Origin of the sequence: Crossiella sp. CA198, assembly GCF_052078295.1 — a bacterium.
GTDB lineage: Bacteria > Actinomycetota > Actinomycetes > Mycobacteriales > Pseudonocardiaceae > Crossiella.
In genome coordinates this window covers 278,787-302,607 of sequence record NZ_JBQJIM010000004.1, presented here as the reverse complement: position 1 = coordinate 302,607, position 23,821 = coordinate 278,787, and the positions used below count along the sequence as shown (strand labels likewise).

Annotated in this window: 16 protein-coding genes; 15 read left to right on the top strand and 1 reads right to left on the bottom strand. The window is 71.3% G+C overall.

Going from position 1 to position 23,821, the window contains the following annotated elements:
• The first annotated feature begins 87 nt into the window (after positions 1 to 87).
• Positions 88 to 747: a helix-turn-helix transcriptional regulator gene (locus ACTOWY_RS08465; protein ID WP_441309131.1), complete on the top strand. Its 660-nt coding sequence runs from the start codon at positions 88 to 90 to the stop codon at positions 745 to 747.
• 81 nt (positions 748 to 828) lie between these two features.
• Here the strand turns inward: ACTOWY_RS08465 and ACTOWY_RS08460 are convergent, their stop codons facing one another.
• The gene (locus tag ACTOWY_RS08460; RefSeq protein WP_441309049.1) at positions 829 to 1,416 is read right to left on the bottom strand and encodes a response regulator transcription factor; all 588 of its coding nucleotides are present in this window, start codon (positions 1,414 to 1,416) and stop codon (positions 829 to 831) included.
• A 433-nt stretch (positions 1,417 to 1,849) separates the two neighbouring features.
• Here ACTOWY_RS08460 and ACTOWY_RS08455 point away from each other — a divergent pair, with 433 nt between their 5' ends.
• From ACTOWY_RS08455 to ACTOWY_RS08390, 14 genes are all read left to right on the top strand, one after another.
• On the top strand, positions 1,850 to 2,179 hold the full coding sequence (locus ACTOWY_RS08455) for a WXG100 family type VII secretion target (RefSeq protein WP_441309048.1): 330 nt from the start codon (positions 1,850 to 1,852) through the stop codon (positions 2,177 to 2,179).
• A 45-nt stretch (positions 2,180 to 2,224) separates the two neighbouring features.
• Positions 2,225 to 2,527 (top strand): WXG100 family type VII secretion target, encoded by a 303-nt coding sequence (locus ACTOWY_RS08450; protein ID WP_185004405.1) that lies wholly within the window; start codon positions 2,225 to 2,227, stop codon positions 2,525 to 2,527.
• A 92-nt stretch (positions 2,528 to 2,619) separates the two neighbouring features.
• Entirely contained in the window at positions 2,620 to 3,033 is a 414-nt protein-coding gene (locus ACTOWY_RS08445) for a YbaB/EbfC family nucleoid-associated protein (protein WP_247765033.1), read from the top strand.
• 5 nt (positions 3,034 to 3,038) lie between these two features.
• Positions 3,039 to 3,482, top strand: coding sequence for a hypothetical protein (locus ACTOWY_RS08440; protein WP_441309047.1), 444 nt, complete (start codon positions 3,039 to 3,041; stop codon positions 3,480 to 3,482).
• A gap of 40 nt (positions 3,483 to 3,522) precedes the next feature.
• Positions 3,523 to 4,137, top strand: a complete 615-nt coding sequence (locus tag ACTOWY_RS08435) for a hypothetical protein (RefSeq protein ID WP_441309046.1) — start codon at positions 3,523 to 3,525, stop codon at positions 4,135 to 4,137.
• A 71-nt stretch (positions 4,138 to 4,208) separates the two neighbouring features.
• The gene (locus ACTOWY_RS08430) at positions 4,209 to 7,901 is read left to right on the top strand and encodes a hypothetical protein (protein ID WP_441309045.1); all 3,693 of its coding nucleotides are present in this window, start codon (positions 4,209 to 4,211) and stop codon (positions 7,899 to 7,901) included.
• Positions 7,898 to 11,935: a type VII secretion protein EccCa gene (eccCa, locus tag ACTOWY_RS08425; RefSeq protein WP_441309044.1), complete on the top strand. Its 4,038-nt coding sequence runs from the start codon at positions 7,898 to 7,900 to the stop codon at positions 11,933 to 11,935. Before ACTOWY_RS08430 ends, eccCa begins: the two co-directional genes overlap by 4 nt.
• The gene (gene eccD, locus ACTOWY_RS08420) at positions 11,932 to 13,341 is read left to right on the top strand and encodes a type VII secretion integral membrane protein EccD (RefSeq protein ID WP_441309043.1); all 1,410 of its coding nucleotides are present in this window, start codon (positions 11,932 to 11,934) and stop codon (positions 13,339 to 13,341) included. Before eccCa ends, eccD begins: the two co-directional genes overlap by 4 nt.
• 6 nt (positions 13,342 to 13,347) lie before the next feature.
• Positions 13,348 to 14,709 carry a type VII secretion protein EccB gene (eccB, locus tag ACTOWY_RS08415; protein WP_441309042.1) on the top strand — a complete coding sequence of 454 codons (1,362 nt, stop codon included), beginning with the start codon at positions 13,348 to 13,350 and terminating at the stop codon, positions 14,707 to 14,709.
• A gap of 1 nt (position 14,710) precedes the next feature.
• The gene (locus tag ACTOWY_RS08410; protein WP_441309041.1) at positions 14,711 to 17,209 is read left to right on the top strand and encodes a hypothetical protein; all 2,499 of its coding nucleotides are present in this window, start codon (positions 14,711 to 14,713) and stop codon (positions 17,207 to 17,209) included.
• Between the two features lie 7 nt (positions 17,210 to 17,216).
• Positions 17,217 to 20,540 (top strand): right-handed parallel beta-helix repeat-containing protein, encoded by a 3,324-nt coding sequence (locus tag ACTOWY_RS08405; protein ID WP_441309040.1) that lies wholly within the window; start codon positions 17,217 to 17,219, stop codon positions 20,538 to 20,540.
• 99 nt (positions 20,541 to 20,639) lie between these two features.
• Positions 20,640 to 21,968: an FAD-dependent oxidoreductase gene (locus ACTOWY_RS08400; RefSeq protein ID WP_441309039.1), complete on the top strand. Its 1,329-nt coding sequence runs from the start codon at positions 20,640 to 20,642 to the stop codon at positions 21,966 to 21,968.
• Positions 21,965 to 22,771, top strand: coding sequence for an oxygenase MpaB family protein (locus ACTOWY_RS08395; protein ID WP_441309038.1), 807 nt, complete (start codon positions 21,965 to 21,967; stop codon positions 22,769 to 22,771). Before ACTOWY_RS08400 ends, ACTOWY_RS08395 begins: the two co-directional genes overlap by 4 nt.
• Positions 22,768 to 23,808, top strand: a complete 1,041-nt coding sequence (locus ACTOWY_RS08390) for a polyprenyl synthetase family protein (RefSeq protein ID WP_441309037.1) — start codon at positions 22,768 to 22,770, stop codon at positions 23,806 to 23,808. Before ACTOWY_RS08395 ends, ACTOWY_RS08390 begins: the two co-directional genes overlap by 4 nt.
• The last annotated feature ends 13 nt before the right edge of the window (positions 23,809 to 23,821 follow it).

Below are 23,821 nucleotides of genomic sequence, written 5' to 3'. Positions count from 1 at the left end.
AGTACCAGTCCCGTTTTCGCAGGTTGGCCCGGTGTCGTTGGGGTGGGTGTCCGATGGCTGATGTCTTCGGCGCCGGTGCCCGCCAAGATGATCCGGTTGCCCCACAGGTATGGAGAGAGCGCAGTGCGAGCCATTCGCGTCACGGTGCACGCACCGGATCCGCTCACCGCCGAAGGCATTGTCAGCACCCTGTCCGCCCAGCCGGAGTTCGTGGTGGAGCAGGGCATCGAATCGGCGCCCGCCGAAGTCCGGGTGGTGGCCACCGACGCGCTCACCCCTGAACTGCTGTCGTTGCTGCGCCGGGTGGCCGGCGACGACGGGGCGCCGGTGGTGCTGGTGGTGGAGAAGCTGGCGGAATCCCAGCTGCTGGCCGCGGTGGAGTGCCGGGTGGTGGCGGTGCTGCCCAGGGCGGTGGCCACCGGCGACCGGCTGGTGCACGGCGTGCGCGCGGCCGCCGCGGGTGGGGGAGTGCTGCCGCCCGCCATGCTCGGCGAACTGCTCAAACACGTGGAGCGGATGCAGCGGGATTTGCTGGCGGCCAAGAGCGTGAACTCCGCCGGACTCAGCGCGCGCGAGGTGGACGTGCTGAGGTTGATTGCCGATGGCTGGGACACCGCGGAGATCGCCGCCCAGCTCTGCTATTCCGAGCGCACCGTGAAGAACGTCGTTTCCGGCCTCGCCCAGCGGCTGAAGCTGACCAGCAGACCGCACGCGGTGGCCTATGCCCTGCGCGCCGGGATGATCTGAGGCCACGCGCCGCGGACAAAGATCAGCCACCAGCCAAATGCGACCGGTGGCTGATCATTCGTTTTTTCCGGACTGGCCGGTTCAGATCATTCCGGTGCGGATGGCGTAGGCCACCAGGTGCGCCCGGTTGCGCAGGCTCAGCCGGCTGGTCATTCCGTAGAGCACGTTTTTCACCGTGCGCTCGGAGTAGCAGAGCTGTTCCGCGATCCGATTGGTGTCCCAGCCTTCCGCGAGCAGGCGCAGCACGGCCTGTTCCCGGTCATTCAGCGCGTTCACCTCGGCCTGGCCCGGCTCGCCGAAATGCGTGGCGGCCCGATCGGCCAGCCTGGTCTGCAGGTGGGCCGGGCTGACCTCGGCACGCTCGCTGGCGGCGGCCACCGCGGTGAACAGGTCCTCCGAGGTGGCCGAGTTGCGCGGCAGCACCTCCACCACCTGCTGCTCGACCAGCAGCCGCAGGTTGTCCACCTGGCTGGTGACCAGCACGGTCGGCGTGTCCCGGTCCACCGTGGGACAGCCCCGGCGCAGCAGCGCCACCGCGGACGGGGTGCCGAACCTGGTGGCCACCACGACCACGTCCGCGATGCCGGTCTCGTCCAGTACGCGCAGCTCAGGGTGGCATTCCAGCCTGGTCCGCAGCCCCCGCCGGCTCAGCCAGTCGGTCGCGTTCACCGCTACCTTGATCGCCGGAGAAGACCGGGAAATCGAATACCCATTCTCTTCTCGCGATGTGCTCTCGGTGTCGATCCAGTTCGGGTTCAACAGGTTATGCGGCGGCATTCTCCGATGGTCACACGTGGCTGGGCGAAGTGCCTGGCCAGGGCGGACGCGGTCATAGGTTTGTCATAGTTGCCCGGTCGGGCAAGTGCTTATGTGTGTTCGGGCAACCGCGGCCGCGGGTTTCGGAAATGTCCGGAAAATGGTGGAAAACCAACTTCGCCCGACGTTGCGTCCGTGCCCTGTTGTCGGTCAGATCGGGCACCCGGGCAGTTCATCTGTACATGTCTAGACCACGGTCGTTGTGCTTGATGCATTCATCCGGTCTGCTGGCGCCGAAGCGGCTTCGTGTGAAGTGGCATCGTTCACTAAGGGAGATGGTTTTTCCATGGCTGGTGTGTCAACAACAACCCCGGGAATGCTGCAGGCCGCTGGGCATCTCGGCAGCACCCAGAGCGTCGCGCGCAACGGCATGAACACGGTGTCCGGCGCCCTCGCGAGCCTGAAGTCCACCTGGACCGGCCGTGCCTACGAGGCCTACGACGCCTCGATGAATGCGTGGATGGACGACTGCAAGCTCATCGTCCACAAGCTGGGCGAGATGATCGAGATGATGAACGGCAACCGCAAGGTCATCACCGAGGGCGAGCAGGCCAACATGGACACCGCGGCCCGGATCCCGGTCGGTGCGGGCGGCGGCGGCCTCCCCGGCGTCTGAGCGCGTCATTCCCTTACCCCGTCAGCGAAACGAGAGGACAGAGCCTTGCCCACCTATACCTTCAACCGGGGTATGGCCGACTCGGTCCGCGACCAGATGGCCGCGATCACCAAGCAGCTGCAGAACGAGCTGGAGAACATGCACCAGCAGATCACCAGCACCCTGCAGGACTGGCAGGACGGCGCCAAGGACCAGTACCTGACCGCCAAGTCGCAGTGGGACGCGGCCGCCCAGCGCATGCCGCACAGCCTCAACGCCGCGGAGACCGCGCTGCAGCAGATCACCGAGGGCTACCTGAAGGTTGAGCACACCGGCATGAACGCCTGGGGTGGCTACAGCGTCAAGTGAGGTCCGGAGCACCGTCGAGGCGCAGACACCCGGCGGTGCTCCGTTCCTGACGGAAATCGTGTGGTACCAAGGAAAATCGTTGGGAGGAACCGGTGTCCACGCCGCGATCGGAGCAGGTGGAACAGCTCTACGCGCAGTACCGCCGGCAGTTCGACCAGGTGCGGGAGACCCAGCGGCAGCTCGGTGAGATCTCCTGCACGGTGTCGGCGCCGCGCAACACGGTGTCGGTCACCGTCGGACATGGCGGTGTGGTCAAGGACATCTCGTTTCCCACCGGTGCGTACAAGAACATGGCGCCGAGGGAACTGGCCGCCGCCCTGCTCGACACCCTGCGCAAGGCCCAGGACCAGGCGACGCACGCGGCCGCGGAGTTGCTCGCGCCGAGTCTGCCCGAGGGCGTTGACGCGCACAAGTTGTTCAGCGGCAAGCTGGATCTCCAGGAACTGATGTCGGCGGAACCACGCACGGGCGCCGATTCCGGTGACCGCGCCAAGAGCGGGGAGTGACACCCGTGTCGACCAAACCAGCCACTCCCGGTGGCGGCGCCGAGAACGGCTCCGCGCCCTCGTCCCCAGCCAGTGGCGGAAACCCGGTGGAGCTGGGCGGTGGCGGGGAGAACATCAGGTTCGACACCGACGCCCTGGCCGGCGCCGCGGAGAACTTCCGGCACCTGGGCGTCGCCTTCGCCCAGTTCGCGGGCCAGTTCGGCGAGTTGCTCAGTCACCCGCCGCTGGTCAACGGCGAGACGGACGAGACGTGGGACAAGTTCCAGGGTGGCTACACGAAAGGCGTGAACTCGGTCATCAGCGTCCTGTACTCCATCGGCACGGCGGTCGGCACGACCGCGGAATCCATGGGGGCGCTGGGAAAACTCGCCGCGGCAGCGGAGGAGCAGGGCGAAGCGGTGGCGGTGGACCTGCGCCGGAACATGCCAACGGGCAAGAAGTCCGGCTGATCGCGAGCACGACCTCACCAGAGACAACAGGAGCGCGGGAGTGGCAAGCAAGAAGGACGAGATCAAGGGGATGTCGGCGAAGGACTACGACATCAACACCAAGGCCGACCCGGCCTGGGGCGGGCTTTCCGACGGTGATGTCGGCAAGAGGTTCCCTCCGCCGCCAGTTCCGTCCACAGAGGACGGATCGGGTGCGGGGACGCGGGTCAGCACGGAGGCGTTGAAGGAGTTCGCGACGAACATCCGGTCGCTGATTCCGCCGTTGAAGGATGTGCTGCACAAGATCCGGGAGACCAAGCTCGCGCCAGGGGTGTTCTTCGACGCCTTCGAGCTGGTGAAGAAGGTGACCGGGTCGAAGACCGGGGACAGCTCGGGCGGGGTGACCTCGATCCAGCACGCCACCGAGAAGTTCACCATCAACGCGATCAACGCGATTACGCAGGCGGCGGAGGAGCTGGAGAAGCTGGCCACCGCCTACGCGACCACGGAGGAGCTGAACTCCGCCACTGGCAAGGATCTCAGCGAGCACATCGAGAACGCCAGGCAGCGCATCATCTCGATGGTCGGCGGTGCGGGCGCGGTTGGCGGCGGTGGCCTTGGCGGTATCGGTGACGGTGCCAAGGGTGGTGGCGGGGAAGACTCCCGCACCAAGTGACTGCCGCCTGCTGACCCCGCGTTCCCCCTGCACACCGCGGTCTGCCCCGCCCTGGACGAAAGCTCTGGACAATGGCTGACGAAGCAAACGACCAGTCCAAGAACACCGGTTTCAAGGTCGTCGACGGCGCGGTCGTCGCCACCGGCGATGGCTCGCAGACCATGTCCAAGGCGGACTACGACTCCTGGGACTGGAAGACCATCAAGGCCGCCATCCACGGGGTGGCCGGCGGGCACGGCAAGAAGGCCGTGCACGAGCTGGACGGCAAGTCCGATCCCAGCACCCTGTGGAACGCCGCGCTGACCTTCCAGGAGGCCAGGGTGGTGCTGACCATGGTGGGCGACAGCATTCGGGATCAGGCCGAGGCGCTGGCCGGCGAAGGCCGTCCCTGGCAGGGCGAGGCCGCGACCGCGTTCCTGGGTCTGATGACCCCGTTCTCCAAGGCGTTCCTGCAGCAGGCCGAGCAGATCGGCGGCGGACCGTCCGGAATGGACCCCGTGCCCGAGCAGTTGTGGTCGGCTGGCAACTACCTTGAGTGGGCGCGCCGCACCGTGCACGACATCGACGTGCACTACGCCGCCGAGACCCGGCGCATCGCGGCGGAGACCCAGGCGCACCACTACGGCATCGACATCACCTTGGAGAACAACAAGACCAAGGTGAGCGAGTTCCCACTCGTCGTCGAACAGATGACCAAGGACATGCGGTCGGTGCTGAAGACCCTCGCCGGGAACTACCAGGAGAAGCGGTTCGACACCGAACTGCAGAAGGTGCCGACCCCTGATCCGCTCGGCAGCGGGCCGGGCGGGCCGAACAAGCTTGGGCTGGACAACCTGCCGCCCGAGCTGAGGAACGGTCCGCCGCTGAGTCCGGCGGTCGCCATCAAGCCGCCGTCGGAGGTGAACGGTCCGCCGTTGAGCCCGGCTTTCGCCATCAAGCCGCCGGGTGGCAAGGGGCCGGGTGAGCACGCCGCGCGTGATTTCACCGCCAGTGCCCCGCCGGATGGCAAGGGACCGGGCAGCCACACCCCGCCCAGCTTCCACGCCAGTGCGCCGCCCGGCGGTGCGGGGATCGGCAATCGGGCTCCGAACGAGTTCACGCCGAAGAGCCTGCCCGGGTCCGGTGGTGCGGGGCCGAACGCGCCTGGCCACAGTGGCTCGATGCCGCCGCTCACGCCGACGCTCGCCCACGTCCCGGGCGGCAAGCACAACCCGGAGTCCGCGCCGAAGAGCGTGCCCGGTGGTGCGGGACTGAAACCGCCGGTCCACAACAATGCGGTCGCGCCGCCCCTGCCCTTCCTGCCGACCCCGCCGCCAGGCTCCGCGGGCGGACCCAGGTCGCCGGGCAGCAGCACGCCGTCCCCCAGGCTGCCGGGCGCGGCCATGCCGCCTCCCAAGTTGCCGGGCAGTGACGTGCCGACCCGCTTCCAGCCGACGCCCCCGCCCGGTGGTGTCAAGCCGCCGTCGCTGCCCGAGCTGCACAAGCCGCCCGCACCGGATCTGCACAAGTGGACCGGCGACAAGCCCCCTGGCGGGCAGAACCTGCCCAACCCCAAGGACTGGGCCGCGGGCAACCACCCCGACGCGCCCAAACTGTCCGACCGCCGTGCGGCCACCGTGCCCCCGCCCATGCCGTTCCACCCCGGCTCGGGTCCGGGAGCGGGCGGTCTGCCTGGCGGCGGCATCGTGGACCGGCATGGCTCGCACGGGCCGATCGGCGACGGCAAGCCCTGGCAGAGCCCCACAATGCCCGGCCTGGGCGATCCCCAGATGCCGCACAACCCGCAGAAGGACTGGGCCGCGCCGGGTGCGTCGAGGCCGAATTCCCCTGGTATGCCGATGATGCCGCCGCCGGGTATGCCGATGTCTCCCGGTGGCGGTGCGCCGGGTGGAGCTGGTGGTGGGGATCGGTCGGATTCCTCCGGGTTGATCGGCGGGGAGGTCAAGCCGTGGAAGGGGAAGGGGCTTCCCGGGCTCGGGGATCCGCGCGGGCCGGGTGAGGTGGCGAAGGGCGATGTGCAGGACTGGGCTGCCGGGCCGGGGGCGAAGTCGCCGAATCCGGCTGGTATGCCGATGATGCCGCCGCCTGGTGCGCCGATGGCTCCTGGTGGTGGGGCGCCTGGTGGCGCGCAGGGTGGGGATCGGTCGGATTCTTCTGGGTTGATTGGTGGGGAGGTCAAGCCGTGGAAGGGGGCGGAGGCGCCCGGTCTGGGTGATCCGCGTGGGGTCGATACCCCGGCGGCTATTGGGAAGGAGCGGGTTGCCGCTCCGAATGTGTCGTTGCCGAATCCGCCTGAGATGCCGATGATGCCGCCTGGTGCGCCGATGGCTCCTGGTGGTGGGGCGCCTGGTGGCGCGCAGGGTGGGGATCGGTCGGATTCTTCTGGGTTGATTGGTGGGGAGGTCAAGCCGTGGAAGGGGGCGGAGGCGCCCGGTCTGGGTGATCCGCGTGGGGTCGATACCCCGGCGGCTATTGGGAAGGAGCGGGTTGCCGCTCCGAATGTGTCGTTGCCGAATCCGCCTGAGATGCCGATGATGCCGCCTGGTGCGCCGATGGCTCCGGGAGGTGGTGCGCTAGGCGGTGCTCCTGGTGGGGATCGGTCGGATTCTTCTGGGTTGATTGGTGGGGAGGCCAAGCCCTGGAAGGGTTCGGAGGCTCCTGGGCTGGGTGATCCGCGTGGCGTGGATACTCCTGCGGCTATTGGGAAGGAGCGGGTTGCCGCTCCGAATGTGTCGCTGCCGAATCCGCCTGGTGTGCCGGTGATGCCGCCCGGTGCGCCGACGGCTCCCGGTGGTGGTGCGCCAAGTGGTGAGGCCAAGCCGTGGAATGGGGCGGAGGCGCCCGGATTGGGTGCGCCGCGTGGGGCCTCGTCGAATTCGGCTGGCGCGCCGGTGATGCCGCCGGGTGCGCCGATGGCTCCCGGTGGTGCGCCAGGCGGTGCCTCGGGTGGGGATCGGTCGGATTCCTCCGGGCTCATCGGCGGTGAGGTCAAGCCTTGGACGGCTCCAGAGGCGCCTGGACTGGGTGATCCGCGTGGGGTGGACACCCCGGCGGCCGCCGGGCAGGAGTGGGCTGCTGCGCCGGGTGGGGCGTCGGCGAATACGGCTGGTGCGCCGATGATGCCGCCGCCGGGCATGCCGATGGCTCCTGCTGGGAGTGCGTCGAACAGCGAGCGGTCGGATGCTTCCGGGTTGATCGGTGGCGAGGTCAAGCCCTGGGCAGCTCCGGAGACTCCCGGCCTGGGTGACCCGCGTGGAGTGGACACCCCGGCCGGCACCACCGCGGAGTGGGCCGCCGCGCGGGAGGAGCCGAAGGCGAAGAAGCTCGAACCGGTTGCCGCGGAAGAGCGGATCGCGGTGGTCGCGCCAGCTGAGAACGAGGAGGACATCAGCTCCTGGGATCTTCCGGTGGCGGGCAGCCTGTTCGGTCTCGGTGGCCTGGCCGGGCAGCGGGCCGAGGAGCCCGAGGCGCCGGAGTACACGTTGCGCGAGAACACGGCCTGGGCGCACAGCGGGGTTTCCGCCTCCGCCCGTGCCGCGCGCGGTCCTGAGTCCGACCGGGCCGCGGACCCCGCGCTGTTCCTGCCCCGGCCGTTCGAGCCGGACGAGCAGGGGACGTGCAGCGAGGAGGACGCCGCGGTGGAGGAGGTCCAGCCGGAGCGGACCGAGGAAGAGACGCCCGAACGCACGGCCGCCGATCTGCTCCGGCGGGACAGCAGTGCCTGGGGCGCACACAAAGCAGCGGCTCCGGGAGTGATCGGATGAGCACGGTCACGGTCAAACGCGGTCCCCGGGTGGCGGGGCCGGAGCTGCCCGAGGGGGAGGAGGAACTCCAGGAACCGCCGGTGATGCCGGAGCCGGCGGCGCGGGATCTCAGCTCGGTGCTGATGTTCATCCCGATGGCCATGGGGCCGTTGGTGATGATCCTGATGTTCTCCTCGGCCGGTGGCGGCGGCGCCTCGCCGCTGATCCTGATCATGGCTGGGGCGATGGGGATCGGCATGGTCGCCATGGGGATCACTCAGTTCCTGCGGGATTCCATGGAGCGCAAGCGCAAGCTCAACGCCGAACGCCGCGACTACCTGCGCTACATCGGCCAGCTGCGTCGCAAGGCGCGGGAAAGCTCTGAGGCGCAACGCAAAGCCGTGGTGTGGAACAACCCCGCGCCCGCCGGACTGTGGTCGCTGGCCGGTGGGCCCCGGCTGTGGGAGCGGCGGGGCAGCCACGACGACTTCGCCAGGGTGCGGCTTGGGCTGGGTACCCAGCAGTCGGTCATGGAGTTCACCCCGCCCGCCACCAAACCGATCGAGGACCTGGAACCATTGTCGGCGATCTCGTTGCGCCGGTTCAGCGAGACCTACCGGACGGTGACCGGCATCCCGATCCCGGTGGGGCTGCGCAGTTTCACCAGTGTCGAGTTCGCCGGTGACCCGGACGCGGTGGCCGGGCTGCTGCGCGCCATGCTCGGCCAGCTGGTCAGCTTCCACGCCCCGGACGAACTGCGGATCGCCGTGCTGACCGGAGCACGCAACCAGTCCGAGTGGGACTGGGTGAAATGGCTGCCACACACCGCGCACCCGGTCGCCCACGACGCGGCCGGGCCCCTACGGCTGCTCTCCTGCGAGCACGACGAGCTGCTCGACCTGCTCGGCCCCGAGGTGCTCTCCCGGGGTGATCACGACAAGAGCGTGCTGCCCGGCGCGGCCGAACCGTTCGTGGTGATCCTCGCGCACCTGGCCGCCATCCCCGCGCACTCGCCGTTGCTGGGGCCGGGGCTGCGCAACGTGGTGCTGCTGGACGCCACCGGGGAACTGCCCGGTGGCGCCAAGGTGCTGCGCCTGACCTGTCAGGACGGCCGGGTGTCCTACCCCGCCGACACCGACACCGGTTCGGCCACCTGCGATCAGCTCAGCCCGGTGCAGGCCGAGACCCTGGCCCGGTTGCTGGCGGCCAAGCGCACCAGCGGCACGGTGGACATCGTGGACCGGCCGTTCGAGAACGACTTCGAGCTGACCACCCTGCTCGGCATCCGCGACGTGCACACCTTCGACGTGGCCGCGCAGTGGCGGCAGAAAACCCCGCAGCGGGCCAGGTTGCAGGTGCCGATCGGGGTCACCGAGGACGGCGAGGTGGTCGAACTCGACCTCAAGGAGTCCGCGCAGGGCGGTATGGGCCCGCACGGAATGCTCATCGGGGCAACGGGTTCCGGCAAGAGCGAGCTGCTGCGCACCCTGGTCTGCGCGCTCGCGGCCACCCACTCCTCGGAGGTGCTCAACCTGGTCCTGGTCGACTTCAAGGGCGGCGCGACCTTCCTCGGCATGGACAAGCTCCCGCACACCTCCGCGGTGATCACCAACCTGGCCGACGAACTGCCCCTGGTAGACCGCATGCAGGACTCGCTCAACGGGGAGATGACCCGCCGCCAGGAGATCCTGCGGGAGAGCGGGTATTCCTCGCTGTTCGACTACGAGAAGGCCCGCACCACCGGCGGCCAGCTCACCCCGCTGCCCACCCTGCTGGTGATCGTGGACGAGTTCAGCGAACTCCTGGGCAGCAAACCGGAGTTCATGGAGCTGTTCGTCTCCATCGGCAGGCTCGGCCGCTCCCTCGGCGTGCACCTTCTGCTTGCCTCACAACGACTGGACGAGGGCCGCATCCACCGGGTGGAGGGCCACCTGTCCTACCGGGTCGCGCTGCGCACCTTCTCCTCGATGGAATCCCGCAGTGTCATCGGGGTCGCCGACGCCTACGAACTGCCGCCCGGACCGGGCAACGGCTACCTCAAGATCGACACTTCCACGCTGATCCGGTTCAAGGGCGCCTACGTCTCCGGCCCCTGCCGGACCACCGCGCCCACCGGCGGCCCCGGCGTCGAGGCCGAGACCGTGGCCGGTGAGGTCGCGCCCTTCTACACCCAGCCCAATCCCCGGCAGCACGAGATCCGCGCCGCTAAGATCGAGGAGGAGCAGGAGGAAGCCACCGAGGCCGAGGCGCAGGCCGCGGGTGAGGACGCGCCGAGTCTGGCCGAGGTGCTCATCGGCAGGCTCGCCGGCGCGGGCCCGGCGGCCCGCCAGGTGTGGCTGCCGCCGTTGTCGCACTCGCCCAGCCTGGACTCGATGCTGCCCAGCGTGGTGCCGCACCCCGACCTCGGCATGACCGTGGACGACCCCGCGGTGCGGGCCCGGCTGCGGGTGCCGGTCGGCCTGGTGGACCTGCCGTACGAGCAGATGCGCGAGCTGCTGGTGGCGGACCTCTCCGGCGCGGACGGCCACGTCGGCGTGGTCGGCGCGCCGATGACCGGCAAGTCCACCCTGCTGCGCACGCTCATCCTCGGCCTGGCGCTGACCCACACCCCGGAAGAGATCCAGTTCTACGGCCTGGACTTCGGTGGCGGCGGGCTGATGTCGATCAGCGGTCTGCCGCACGTCGGCTCGGTGGCCACCCGGATGGACCGCGACCGGGTGGTGCGCACCCTGGCCGAGGTCGTGCAGGTGATGGAAATGCGCGAGACCCGTTTCGCGGAGCTGGGTTTCGAGTCGATGGCCGACTACCGCCTGGCACGGCGGGAGGGCAGGGTCGAGGACGCGCACGGCGAGGTGTTCCTGGTCATCGACGGCTGGTTCACCCTGCGTCAGGACTTCGGCGACCTGGAGACCAAGCTGACCGAGATCGCCGCCCGTGGCCTGTCCTACGGCGTGCACCTGGTGGTCTCCTCCACCCGCTGGTCGGAGATCCGGCCCTGGCTGCGTGATGTGCTGGGCACCCGGTTCGAGCTGCGGCTGGGCGATGCGATGGAGTCGGAGGTGCAGGGCCGCAAGGCCGCCACCGTGCCGAACCAGCCGGGTCGCGGCCTGACCAGCTCGGGCTGCCACTTCCTGGCCGGCCTGCCCCGGTTGGACGGAGTGTCCGATGTGGAGGATCTGGCCGCCGCGACCAAGTCCATTGTGGAGGAAGTGCGTATCTTCTGGCCGGGCCGCAGCGCGCCGGGTGTGCGGTTGCTGCCGACCAAGCTGCCCATGGTGGAATTGCCGCGCTCCCCAGGCGATCTGCGGTTCTGCCTCGGCCTGGACGAGCAGCGGCTCAACCCGGTCTGGCACGACTTCAACACCACCCCGCACCTGTTCATGCTCGGTGACGCCGAGACCGGCAAGACCAACGCGTTGCGGTTGCTGCTGCGCCAGATCGTGGCCGGGCACGGCCCGGACGAGGCGAAGATCGTCCTGGGTGACTCCCGCCGCGACCTCGACGAGATCGTGCCGGATGCCTACCGGGTCGGCCACGCGATCAGCGCGGAGGCGTTGACCGAACTGGCGAACAAGGCCGCGGTGTCCCTGCACCGGCGGGTGCCCGGCGCGGACATCTCCTCCGAACGCCTGCGCAGGCGCGACTGGTGGACCGGCCCGCAGTTGTTCGTGGTGGTCGATGACTACGAGCTGTTCGGCGGCGGGATGGGCATGGGCACACCGCTGGACACCCTGCTGCCGTTGCTGGCCCAGGGCGTGCACATCGGCTTCCACCTCATCCTGGCCCGCAGCAGCGCGAACGCGTTGCGCGGCATGATGGATCCGCTGCTGCGGCGGCTGTGGGAACTGGGCAGCCCGGCGCTGTTGTTCTCCTATCCCAAGGAGGAGGGCAAGTTCCTCGGCGAGGCCCCGCCGCGGACCCTGCCGCCCGGCCGCGCCCAACTCGTCACCCGGCGCGGGATCCGGCTGATCCAGACCGGTTACGTACCAGTGGAAACCACCCAGCAGCACGACCCGGTCGCCGCGAGCACGTGGTCGGGGAAGGCAGAACGATGAGCGCCACGAGGAACGCGGAACTGTGCCGCATCACGGTGTTCGGCCCCAGCGGCCGGGCCGATCTCGCGGTGCCGGTCACCACCACGGTCTCGGCCCTGCTGCCGACCCTGGTCCGGCACGTGCTCCGGGAGGCCGAACGCGTCCCGGACGGCGATGAGGCCGGGGCCTGGGTGCTGCAACGGCTCGGCGAGACGCCGTTCGACCCCGACGGCACCCCGGAGACCCTGGACTGGCTCGACGGCGAGCGGCTGCACCTGCTGCGGGCCGAGGAAGCGTTGCCGGAACTGGACTTCGACGATATCGCCGACGGCATGGCCACCGCGGTCAGCCGCCAGGGCAACCGGTGGAACGAGCAGGTCAACCGCACCCTGTTCCTCAGTCTCACCGGCGCACTCTTCGGCGTGATCGGTGTGTCCTTGTTCAGCAACACCAGCGGACTGGTCGCCTCGATCGTCGCCGGGGAGCTGGCGCTGGTGCTGTGCGTGGCGGCCACCATCGTCGCGCGCATCCTGGCCGATCGGGGCCTGGCCGCGGTGGTGGGCACCGCGGGCTGCCTGTTCGCCGCGCTCTGCGGCGCACTGGGCGTCGAGGGCGTGGCCGGGACACTGGCGCTGGCGCCGTTCGGGGTGCTGGTGGGCGCGTTGGCGCTGACTGGGGTCTCGGCGGCTTTGCTGCTGGTGCAACGGCTGCTGGCGCCGGACCTCCCGATCGTGCCTTTCGGCTGCGCCGCGGTGGCCGGTCTCGGCGGGATCATGGCGATGTGGCTGCACCTGGGGGTCGGACTCACTCCCACCCAGAACGCGGTGGTGGTGGCGACCACGTTCTTCCTGCTGACCCTGGCCGCGCCCAAACTGGCCACCCGGACGGCCAGGCTGCGCGGACCCCAGTTGCCGCGCACCGCCGAGGAACTCAAGATCGACGTGGAGCCGGAGCCCGCGGCCGAGGTGGTCGCCCAGACCGGGCACGCCGACCGCTACCTCAGCGTGCTGGCCATCGGTTCGGCCACGGTCATCGCGGTGGCCCTGTGGTACCTGCTGGCCGCGCCCACCTGGCTGGAGTACACCCTGGCCGGGCTGCTCGCGGTGCTGGTGCTGTTGCGCGCCAGGGAGTTCCTCAACATCGGCCAGCGCACCGGACTCGCGCTGGCCGGCTCCTGGGGCCTGGCGTTGTTCGCGCTGTCCCTGCTCGCCGAGTGGACCGACCTGTGGCGCGGGATCGGCGTGGCCGCGCTGCTGGGTGGCGCGCTGCTGCTGGTGCTGGCCGCGCTGCGCCCGGCGCACCGCAGGCTGCTGCCGATCTGGCCGCACAGCGGCGATGTGCTGGAGAAGCTGCTAGCGCTCGCGCTGATCCCGTTCCTGATGCACGCGCTGGGCGTTTTCGCCTGGGCGCGTGGACTGGCCGGGTGAGCGCCGGTGCAGACCCGCAAGGACCACGTGCACGCCTACCAGACCCTGGTGGGCCGGATGAGCGCGGCTCTGCTGTTGGGGGACACCAACTACGGTGAGCCACCGGCCCGGCGCGCGGTGACCGGGGTGATCTTCGGACTGGTGCTCGGCCTGTTGATCGGGGTCGCCTTCTGGGTGTACGGGCTGATCAACCCGGGCGGCAACACCGCGTGGCGCAAGCCGGGGGTCATCCTGGTGGAGAAGGAGAGCGGCGCCCGCTACGTCTACCAGCACGGGCTGCTCGTCCCGGTGCTCAACCACGCCTCCGCGATGCTGGTGCAGGGCCAGGGATCGACGGTGGAGACCATCAGCCGCGCCTCCCTAGCCGAACTCGACCGCGGCCGGCCGGTGGGCATCCCGAACGCCCCCGATTCGGTGCCTGGCCCCGGATCCCTGGTCACCGGGCCTTGGCTGCTGTGCCTGCCGCAGACCGGCGGCGGGAGCGGGGCGCTGAGCATGAACCTGAGTCCCGAGGCCGAATCCACCCCGATCGGCGAGCGCGAGTACCTGTGGGTGGCCGCCGCCTCCGGCGAGCAGTACGTGGTGTGGGGACAGCAGAAGCTCCGGCTCGCCGACCCCACCGTGGCCATCGCGCTCGGCCTCGGCGCGGGCACCCCGCCGCTGGCCGCGCCCGCCTGGCTGGCCGCCCTGCCGGAGGGGCTGACCGTCGGCGCCGCCACGATCCCCGGCGCGGGCGGCGGAGGTACGTCGGTGAGCGGCGGGACCCGGCCGGTGGGCACGGTTTTCCGGCACGCGGTGGGCAACGGCGTGGAGAACTTCCTGGTGCTGCGGACCGATGGCCTGGCGCCGTTGTCGCGCACCGAGGTGGCGTTGCTGCGGGCCCACGGCGGGACGTCCGTGGTAGAGGTGGACGCCGCCGCGATCGCCGCTGCCCCGCGTTCGGCCGACACCTCGCTGACCAATCGGCTCCCGGACCTGCTCACGATGAAGCAGGTCCCGGCCGGGCAACGGGCCTTCTGCCTGCGGCAGCTGACCAACGGCGCGCAGCTCGCCAGCCAGGTCGTCACCGCGCCGCGCCGGCTGGCCTGGACCGGGATGACCGCGCAGACCGGCGCCTACCTGAAGCCGGGCACCGGGTTGCTGGCCGCCGCCGTGCCCGCGCCGACCAAGGCGGGGGTCAAACCGGACCGCTACCTGATCACCGACCGCGGGTTCAAGTACCGGCTCGCCGACGACGAGGCCATCCAGGCCCTGGGTTTCGGCGGGATCACCCCGCGCCCGGTGGCCGCCGAGGTGCTGGCCGCGCTGCCCAGTGGACCGGCGCTGAGCCGGGCCGAGGTGGGCGTGCCGCAGAGAGGAACTGGCTGAGGTGAGCGTGCTGACCAAGCGCCGCGGCGGACCGGAGGGTGGCCGCGGCATGACCAGCCAGACCATCGGCAACGCGCTGGTGGTGCACCCGCGGGCCGCGCTGCGCAACGAGATCCGCGATCTGGCCCTCGGCCTGGCCGAGGATCCCGATCACCAGCTGGTGGTGGTCGATCTGCCGGGGGAGAGCCCGTTCTCGGTGTGGGAGTCCACGGCGAAGTTGTTGCCGCGCAAGCGTTCCGGCATCCGACTGGTGATCGGCAGCCGGTCCCGGGAGACCACCGCCCTTGCCGGGCAATGGTTGTCCGAGCGGCTCAACCGGGTGGTCATCGCGCCGGACGGCCACATCATGCCAGGGGTGGGCGGCTCGCTGTTCGTGGACGCGGGCTGGGGCAGCGGCTGGGTCCGGTTCCAGCCGGGCCGGCCGCCCAAACGGGACGGCAAGCGATTCCCCCGGCCCGCCTGGGAGGCCCCGTCCTCGCTGGCCGAGATCATGCCGACCAGCGCCAACGGCGTGGCCGAGCCGCTGCCCGGCGGGGTGTGGCTGCGGCCGCGCGGACCCGAGCACATCCTGGGCCCGCAGCGGGCCCGGCTGATCGCCACCGTGCCCTGCCAGCCGGAGATCTGCACCGTGGTGATCGGCTGCCCCGGCGCCGCCCCGGTGACCGTGGACGACATCACCCGGTTCTGGGGCTGGCTGCCCGAGGACGTGCGTCCCCGCCTGCGACTGGCCCGCTTCGGCCCGGTGGAGGGCAGGGGCGGGGTGCCCTACGGCCAGGCCGTGGCCGATGCGTTGGGGGAGCACGTCATCTGCTACCCGGGGCTGCCGGTCGGCGCGCGGATCGAGCCGGACATCCACCTGGTCCGCGCGGACGGCACGCTGGGCTGGCAGGCCAGCGTCGGCGAACTCGGTTACGCGCCAACGGAATCGTGGCAGGAGCCGTCGGCGCCGTACCCGGTGAACTACCGGGCGCCGGTCTTCGGCGTGCAGGAGGTCGGCCGGGCGGTCTACGCCTACGCCCCCGACGCGCTGCTGGAGGTCGTGCAGTCCGGCCTGTGGCTGCGGCCGCACTACGACACCGCCAACGCCGCGGCGATCCGGCTGGCCGAGGCCGACGCCGAGCGCCAGCTGGTGCTCTACGACGAGGGCGACCCCGAGTCCGCGGCCCGGATGCGGCAACTCGCCGAGGACCTCTTCGGCAGCCTGGACAACGCCGCCCAGCGGCTGAGTTGCGTGGCACCCGCGAGCGCGATCCTGCACCGGCGGGCGGAGATCGCGGGCCGGGCCAAGGGCGCGCTGGGGCCGGGCATCGCGGCTGCTGGTTTCGCCGAGGCGGCGACCCTGATCCAGCCGCGGCTGCGACTGGAGCCGCCCGCCCAGCCCGCCGTCCCGCGGCCCGAGGAGCCCGCCACCCTGCGCCTGGAAAGCGCGCCTGAACCCGGCGGGGGTGGTTTTCTCCGCGAGATCGCCGCCCCCGCCGCTCCAGCCGGACTGGCACTGGTGCGCGCGGCCACCGACGCCAGTCCGGACCCGGCGGCCGAGCGGGACTCGGTGCGCCAGCCTTCGCCGTCAGTGGCCCCGAAAAGGGCGGCGGAGGCCCCGGCCGCGATCGGCTCGACCCCCAGCGAGCCGGTAGCGGCCCCCACACCCCCGGCGCCCGCCGTCGAATGGGTCTCGGCCGTGCAGCCCGCGCCGGTGCCCGAGGCCGCCGCACTGGTGCCCAAACGCGGCCTGGACCAGGAACGCGAATGGCTGCGCCGGGCGCTGAGCCGCGAGTACGCGGCGGTGGCGAACTCGGTCGGCCGGGTGCTCTCCGAACACCCCGGCTTCCAGAGCGCCCTGGAACGGTCCTCCGGCCGGGTACTCACCGACGCGGTCGCGGTGCGGCTCTACCTGTCCGCGGCCGGCGACGAACTCGACCTGCCGCTGCGCCGGGCATTGGCCGGTCCGCACGTGCCGTTCGCCCGGTGCGCGGTCTCCGGACTGAGCAGACTGCCCTCGCACCGGGGTGCGGCGATCTTCTCCACCACACCCACCGCAGGCGAGTGGGAGCTGTACCGGAGCCGGACGCTGTGCACCGAATGGGGATTTGTCAACGCGCTCACCGCGCCCTGCGCGCGGCAGCAGGCCGGGCACCAGACCGACGTGCTGCTGTGGTCGATGACCTCGCGCCGCACCAAGCTGCTCGAACCCGACGGCGAACCCACCGCGGACCGGGTGTTGTTCGTGCCCGGCACCAACTTCAAGGTGCTGGACGTGACCGAGCCCGCCGAGGGCAGTCGTGGGCAGATCGTGCTGCGCGAGCTGGCGGCTGGCGAGATCGACGCCGAGGGCCGGGTGGACCGCAACCGGGCCGCGCTGGACGAACTCGCGCTCACCTCGATGCGGCGGTGCGTGGAGAAATGGGCTGCCGCCAACGGCGAACAGCGGATGCCGGAGTCCGCGGCGCGGCGGTTCGAGCTGCTGCCAGGTCTGGTCCGAACCGTGCGTGGGGAAGGGTGAGCCGCCGATGAATCGGCAGTTGCTGGTGGTGTCCGAGGGCAGGCCGGGCGCGTACCCGACGATCGGCGCCGCGCTGCGGGAGGCCAGGGACGGCGCGACGATCTCGGTGTGCGCCGGCCGATACCCGGAGAACTTGGTGCTGACCCGGATGGTCACCATCACCGCCGAGGACGGCCCTGGCACGGTGGAGGTCTCGGCGCGCACCGGCAGCGCGGTGGTGGTCGAGGCGGACGCGGTGCAGTTTGTCGGGCTGAGCTTCACCGGCGCGGACGAGCAGTGCGCCGCGGTGGACATCCGGCGGGGTGAGGTCGCCTTCGACGACTGCCGGATCGCCGTCTCGGCCTGGGCCGCCCTGCTGGCCAGGGACCAGGGTTGTGTGGTGCTGCGCAACTGCGTGGTCACCAACACCACCGGGGTGGGGCTGGTGATCACCTCCGCGCTGCCCAGCGTGGTGGAGCACACCGAGATCACCGAGGTCGCCTCCTCCGCGGTGGTGCTCACCGAGCAGGGTTCGCTCGGGCTGCGGAATGTGGTGGTGCGCAAGGCCGGCGGCAACGGCATCTGCGTCAACGGGCAGGCCAGGGCGGTGATCGAGGGCTGCGAGATCATCGAGGCTGCCAAGCCGGCCCTGGTGGTGGAACAGCAGGCGGGCGCGGAGATCCGGGACCTGGTGGTCACCCGCAGCGCCACCATCGACCTGTACCTGCGCACCACCGGCGAGGTCAGCATCGCCGACTCCGACTTCACCGGCGCGGGCATCCAGTCCGCGCACATCGCCGACGGGGCCGCACCCCGATTCCGCGGCTGCCGGTTCAGCTCGGCGGCGCAGGTCGCGGTCTACGTCACCGGTGGCGCCGCACCGCGCTTCGACGACTGCCGGGTGGCGGACAGCCCGGTGGGCATCGCGGTGGACGGGGCCGCCACACCGGAGTTCGGCGGCCTGCGGGTCGAGGGCGCCACCCAGGCCGCGCTGCTGCTGGACGCGGGGGCGCGGGTCGGGCTGACCGGCCTGCGGGTGACCGACTCCGCCGGGGCCGCGCTGGTGCTCAAGGGCCAGGCCAGGGTGGTGCTCACCGACGCGGTGGTCGAACTGATCGACGGTCTGGGGCTCGCGCTCACCGAGGGCGCCGCGGCCGAGGTCAGCGACCTGCGGCTGAGCGGATCCGGCGCGCGCCTGGTGGCGGTGGCAGGCGGGTCGCGGGCCGAGTTCGCCTCCACGCTGCTGCGTGGTGGCGGGCTGCGCGTCGAGGACGCCGAAGTGTCCATTCAGGACAGTGAGATCGTGGACCCGGCCGAGGACGGGATCAGCGTGGCGGCCGGGGGAGTGCTGCGGGCGCAACGCTGCCGGGTGCGCGCGGCCCGCAGGCACGGTGTGCACCTGCTCAGCGGCGCCCGCGGCGAGGTGCGGGAGTGCGAGATCACCGGCAGTGCCGGGGACGGCGTGCTGCTGGACACCGAAGAGGCGGCCACGGTCGCCGACTGCCGGATCACCGGCAGCGGGGGCAGCCCGGTGCGCCGGGGCGTGGAGCACGAACAGTTGTCGGTGCACGGGATCGTCACCGGCGAGCCCGCCCCGGCGGCCGCACCGCGCCCTACCGCTCGGTCGGTACCGGAGCGCGAGGCCGGCCCCGCGGACGCGATCGGCAGCGCGGCCGGGGTGGTCCTGGATGGGCCGCTGGCCGAGTTGCAGACGCTGGTCGGCCTGGACGGAGTCAAGAGCGAGGTCGTCGGCCTGATCAACCTGATCAAGATGTCCCAGCGCCGGCAGGAGATGGGCCTGCCGATGCCGCCGATGAGCAGGCACCTGGTCTTCGCCGGGCCGCCCGGCACCGGCAAGACCACGGTGGCCCGGCTCTACGGCTCGGTGCTGGCCGAACTCGGCATCCTCAAACGCGGCCACATGGTCGAGGTCGCGCGGGCGGACCTGGTGGCCCAGTACATCGGCGCGACCGCGATCAAGACCACCGAGGTGGTCACCAAGGCCATGGGCGGCGTGCTGTTCATCGACGAGGCGTACACCCTGGCCAGTGGATCCGGTGGCAGTGGGCCGGACTTCGGGCAGGAGGCCATCGACACGCTGATGAAGATGATGGAGGACCACCGGGACGAGATCGTGGTCATCGTGGCCGGCTATTCCGAGCTGATGCAAGGGTTCCTGGCCTCCAACCCGGGGCTGGCCTCCCGGTTCTCCCGCACCATCGAGTTCCCCAACTACAGCGTCGGCGAACTGGTCACCATCACCACCAACCTGTGCGGCAAGCACTACTACGAACTCACCGACGACGCGGTGGACGCGCTCACCGACTACTTCGAGCGGGTGCCCAAGAACGACACCTTCGGCAACGGCCGGGTCGCGCGCAAACTGTTCGAGGCGATGGTCAACAACCAGGCGTCCCGTCTGGCCCAGAGCCCACCGGCCAAGGACACCGAGCTGAGCAGGCTCACCGGCGCCGACCTGAACACCGAACTCGTGGTGCTGGAACAGGTCTCGCCACGCAAGGCCGGTCCCGACCCGGCCACCGACCCGGAGGCCGCGGTACAGGCCAGCCTGGGCTGGCGGCGGCTGTCGCAGCTGTGCGGGCTGGCGGGGGTGGCGGAAGCGGCCGGGGGCACCCTGGTGCGCCTGTGTGCCTTGCGGGCCAAGGGAAAGCCGCCGGGCAGACTGGCCAACGTGGTGCTGTCCGGCCACTCCGGGATGGGGCGTAGCGCGGTCGCCGCGCTGTACGCGCAGGCGCTGACCGAACTCGGCGTGCTGAGCACGGGGCAGGTGCTGCGCCGTAGCCTCGGCGAGCAGCTGTGCCCGCGCTGGCCCGGCCAGGCGAACAGCCTGGTGGACAAGGCATTCCAGGACGCGACCGGCGGACTGCTGCTCCTCGACGCCGACGGCGACTGGGCGGGTGGTTCGCTGGAACGCCGGGTCGAGGCGGTGGACGCGCTCTGCCAGGCGATCCGCCGCAACCCGGGCGGCCCGGTGGTGCTGCTGCTGGGCGAACCGGCGGCGCTGGCCGCCCTGGCCGAGCTGTCCACCGAACTCGGCGACTGCTTCGGCGAGCGCTGGGACTTCGCCGAGTACGAGATCGAGGACCTGGCGGAACTGGCCCTGCGCAAGCTGATCTGGTGCGGCCACGAGGTACCCGCGGAGGTGGCCGAGGCACTGCACGACCTGCTCGCCGAGGGCGAGGACCGCACCGCACGCGGCGCCCACCGGCTGGCCCACCGCCTGGCGACCACAGCGGCCTCCCGCACCCTGGCCGCAGCCGACCTCTACGCACTGACCCGCGCCACCCTGCCCGCCCTGTCCCTGGACGAAGGCCTAGCCCCAGTCGGCTGACCCGTCCCGTACCAACTTGGGCCAACTGGTACGCCCACTTGGGCCAAACCGGCGTACCAGTTGGCCCAACTCGCCGGAACACACCGAGAAGGAGACCTGATGGGCGCGCGGCATGAGCACGCCGTGGTGATTGGGGCGGGCATCGCCGGGCTGCTCGCGGCCCGGGTGCTCGCCGACCACTTCGCCACGGTCACGCTCATCGAGCGGGACCGGCTCCCCGATGGGCCCACACCCCGGCCGGGCACGCCCCAGGACCGGCACCCGCACGGCCTGCTGACCCGGGGCGCGGAGGTCTTCGAGAGCCTGTTCCCCGGGCTGCGCGCGGAGTTGCGCGCCGAGGGCGCACCGGTGATCGACTTCTGTCAGGATGTCCGGTTCCGCTTCGCCACCGGCCTCGCCCCTCAGCTGGCCTCAGGAATCCTCGCCCAGCCGGTCAGCCGTCCACTGCTGGAATACATCCTGCGGCGGCGGGTGCGGGCGCTGGGCCCCGTCACCATCCGCACCGGGTGCCGGGTGACGGCGTTGCTCCCGGACCAGACCGGCCGAGGGGTGCGCGGGGTACGCGTGCTGGCCTGCGGAGATCGGCCACTCCAGGCCACCACCATCACCGCGCAACTCGTGGTCGACGCCGGCGGCCGCTCCTCCCGGCTGCCCGCCTGGCTGGCCGACCTCGGTCTCCCGTTGCCACGCCAGACCACCGTGGACCCCGGCGTCGGCTACGCCACCCGGGTCTATCTGCCCCAGCCCGGCGCCGTGACCGGGTACCAGCACCTGGTGCAGCCGCTGCGGCACCCGGACGCCCGCCGCGGCTGCTTCGCCACCACCGTCGAGAACGGGCGGTTGCTCCTAGCCCTGCATGCCGCGCACGAGCGAGCCCCGCGCACCGACGAGGAGTTCACCGCCTTCGTGGCCGCCCTGGACCCCGGCCTCGCCGAGGCCACCGCAGCCCGTCAACCGGCCCCCGAGATCGCCCAGTACTCCCGCGCCGTGAATCGTCGCGTGCACTACCACCGCCTGCGCCACTGGCCGGCCGGACTGCTCGTCCTCGGCGACGCCGTCTGCGCGTTCAACCCGATTTACGGCCAGGGCATGGCCGTGGCCGCCCTGGAAGCCCGACTGCTGGACCGGATCCTGAACCGTCGGCCCCGCCTGACTGGGCTGCCACGGCGATTCCACCGCCGCCAGGCCCGCCTCACCCTGGCACCGTGGCTGCTGGCCGCCGCCTCCGACCGCTGCTGGCAGCCAGGCCGCCCGCCGCTGGCGGCCCGCGCCGCCCGCTGGTACCTCCGGCGATTACAGCGGCTCATTCCCAGCAGCCCCACCGTCTTCCACCGGTTCGCCCGGGTGCTGAACATGCTCGACAGCCCCGTTGCACTGGCCCATCCCAGCGTGCTGTGGCGCGTCCTGACCGCAGGGAGGCGGCCATGACGGGCTGGGCACCCGACGAGCCAATGTACGGCCCGGACTCGGTGACCCGGCAGGTGATCAAGGAACCGGTCAGCGCACTCGGCGGGTTCCGCGCCCTGTTCCTGCAGGCCCTGCACCCCAGGGCGGTGGCGGCGGTGGCGCAGAACAGCTCCTACCGCGAGCAGCCGTTGCAGCGCCTGGCCGCCGTCCGGCGCTACCTCCAGGCCACCACCGAGGGCACCGTGGCCGAGGCACAGGCGGCAGGCGAGCGGCTGCGGGCGGTGCACGCGGCGCTGACCGCCTACGATCCGGCCACCGGCGAGGAGTACCGGGTGGACAGCCCGGACCTGCTGCGCTGGGTGCACGTGGTGGAGGTCGAGTCCTATCTGGACGCCGCCGTCCGGACCGGGCTGCGGCTGAGTCCGCGGCAGGTCGATGACTACTACGCCGAGCAGACCGCCCGCGCCGCGCTGGTCGGCCTCGACCCGGACACGGTCCCGGACAGTGCCCAGCGGGTGGCCGAGTACTACGAGCGCGTCCGGGCCGACCTGCACGTCACCAAGGAGGCCATCGGCACCGCCGTCTACCTGGTCGTGCCGCGGGTGCAGCTGCCGCAGGGCCTGCTGGCGCCGGTGTGGGCCCCGGTCGCCCTAGCCGCGTACGCCATGCTGCCGGTCTGGGCGCGCGCCCTCTACGGCCTCTCCGGACCACCGGCCACCGACCAGGTCCTGGACCGCGCCCTCCGGCTGGCCGGCACCCTGCTCGGGGGCGCCCCCACCGGGGCCTGGGACGCGCTCGCCCGGTTCCTGCTGGAGCCGTCATGACCGTTGCCACGCTGCTGGCCGAGCTGGCCGCGCGGGTGGCTCCCGCCCTCGCCGAGGCGGTGGAGTCGCTGCCCGAGCCGGTGCTGGGCGCCGCCCGCCACCAACTCGGCCTGGACCACGCAGGCCAGGCCGGGAAATCCCTGCGCCCGGCGCTGGCCCTGCTGTGCGCGGCCGGCTGCGGACAGCAGGACGCCGGACTGCCCGCCGCGGTGGCGGTCGAGCTGGTGCACAACGCCTCGCTGCTGCACGACGACATCATCGACGGCGACGGCCTGCGCAGGCACCGGGCCGCCGCCTGGCGGGCCTACGGCGTGGGCCCAGCCATCCTGGCCGGGGACGCGCTGACCGCACTCGCCCTGGACACCCTCTCCCGCGCGCCCCGCCGCGCCGAACTCGCGCTGGTGTGCCTGGCCCGCACGCTGCGCGAGCTGGTCCTCGGCCAGGTCCTCGACGTCGCGTTCCAGACCCGGCCGTCCGTGGCCGCCGAGCAGTACACCGCGATGGCCACCGGCAAGACCGCCGTGCTCCTGCAGGCCGCCTGCGAGCTGGGCGCGCTGCTGGCCGGGGCCGGGGCAGGCCAGGCGGAGGCCCTGGGCAGCTTCGGCCGCCATCTGGGCATCGCCTTCCAGCTCCGCGATGACTACCTCGGCGTCTGGGGCACCGAGCAGCAGACCGGCAAGCCCGCCGCCTCCGACATCCGCTCCCGCAAGAAGACCTTCCCGGTCACCGTGGCCCTGGCCGAGGTCAGTCCACAAGCCCAGCGCCTGCGGGTGCTTTACGAGCAGCCCGGCGAGCTGTCCACGGAACAGGTGCGGCTCGCCGTCACACTCATCGGCCAGACCGGGGCGCGCGAGGCGTGCCTGCACGCCGTCGACCAGGCCCACGCCACCGCTGTCCGGCGCCTCAACCTGGCCTGCGCCGCCCCGCGGGCGCGACGGGACCTGCTCGACCTGGCCGACCACATCCTGTCCCTCGGCCACCTGGCCAACCCCGAGTCAACCCCGAAGACGTTGATCCAGCACGGATCCGGACGCTAACACCCACTCCACC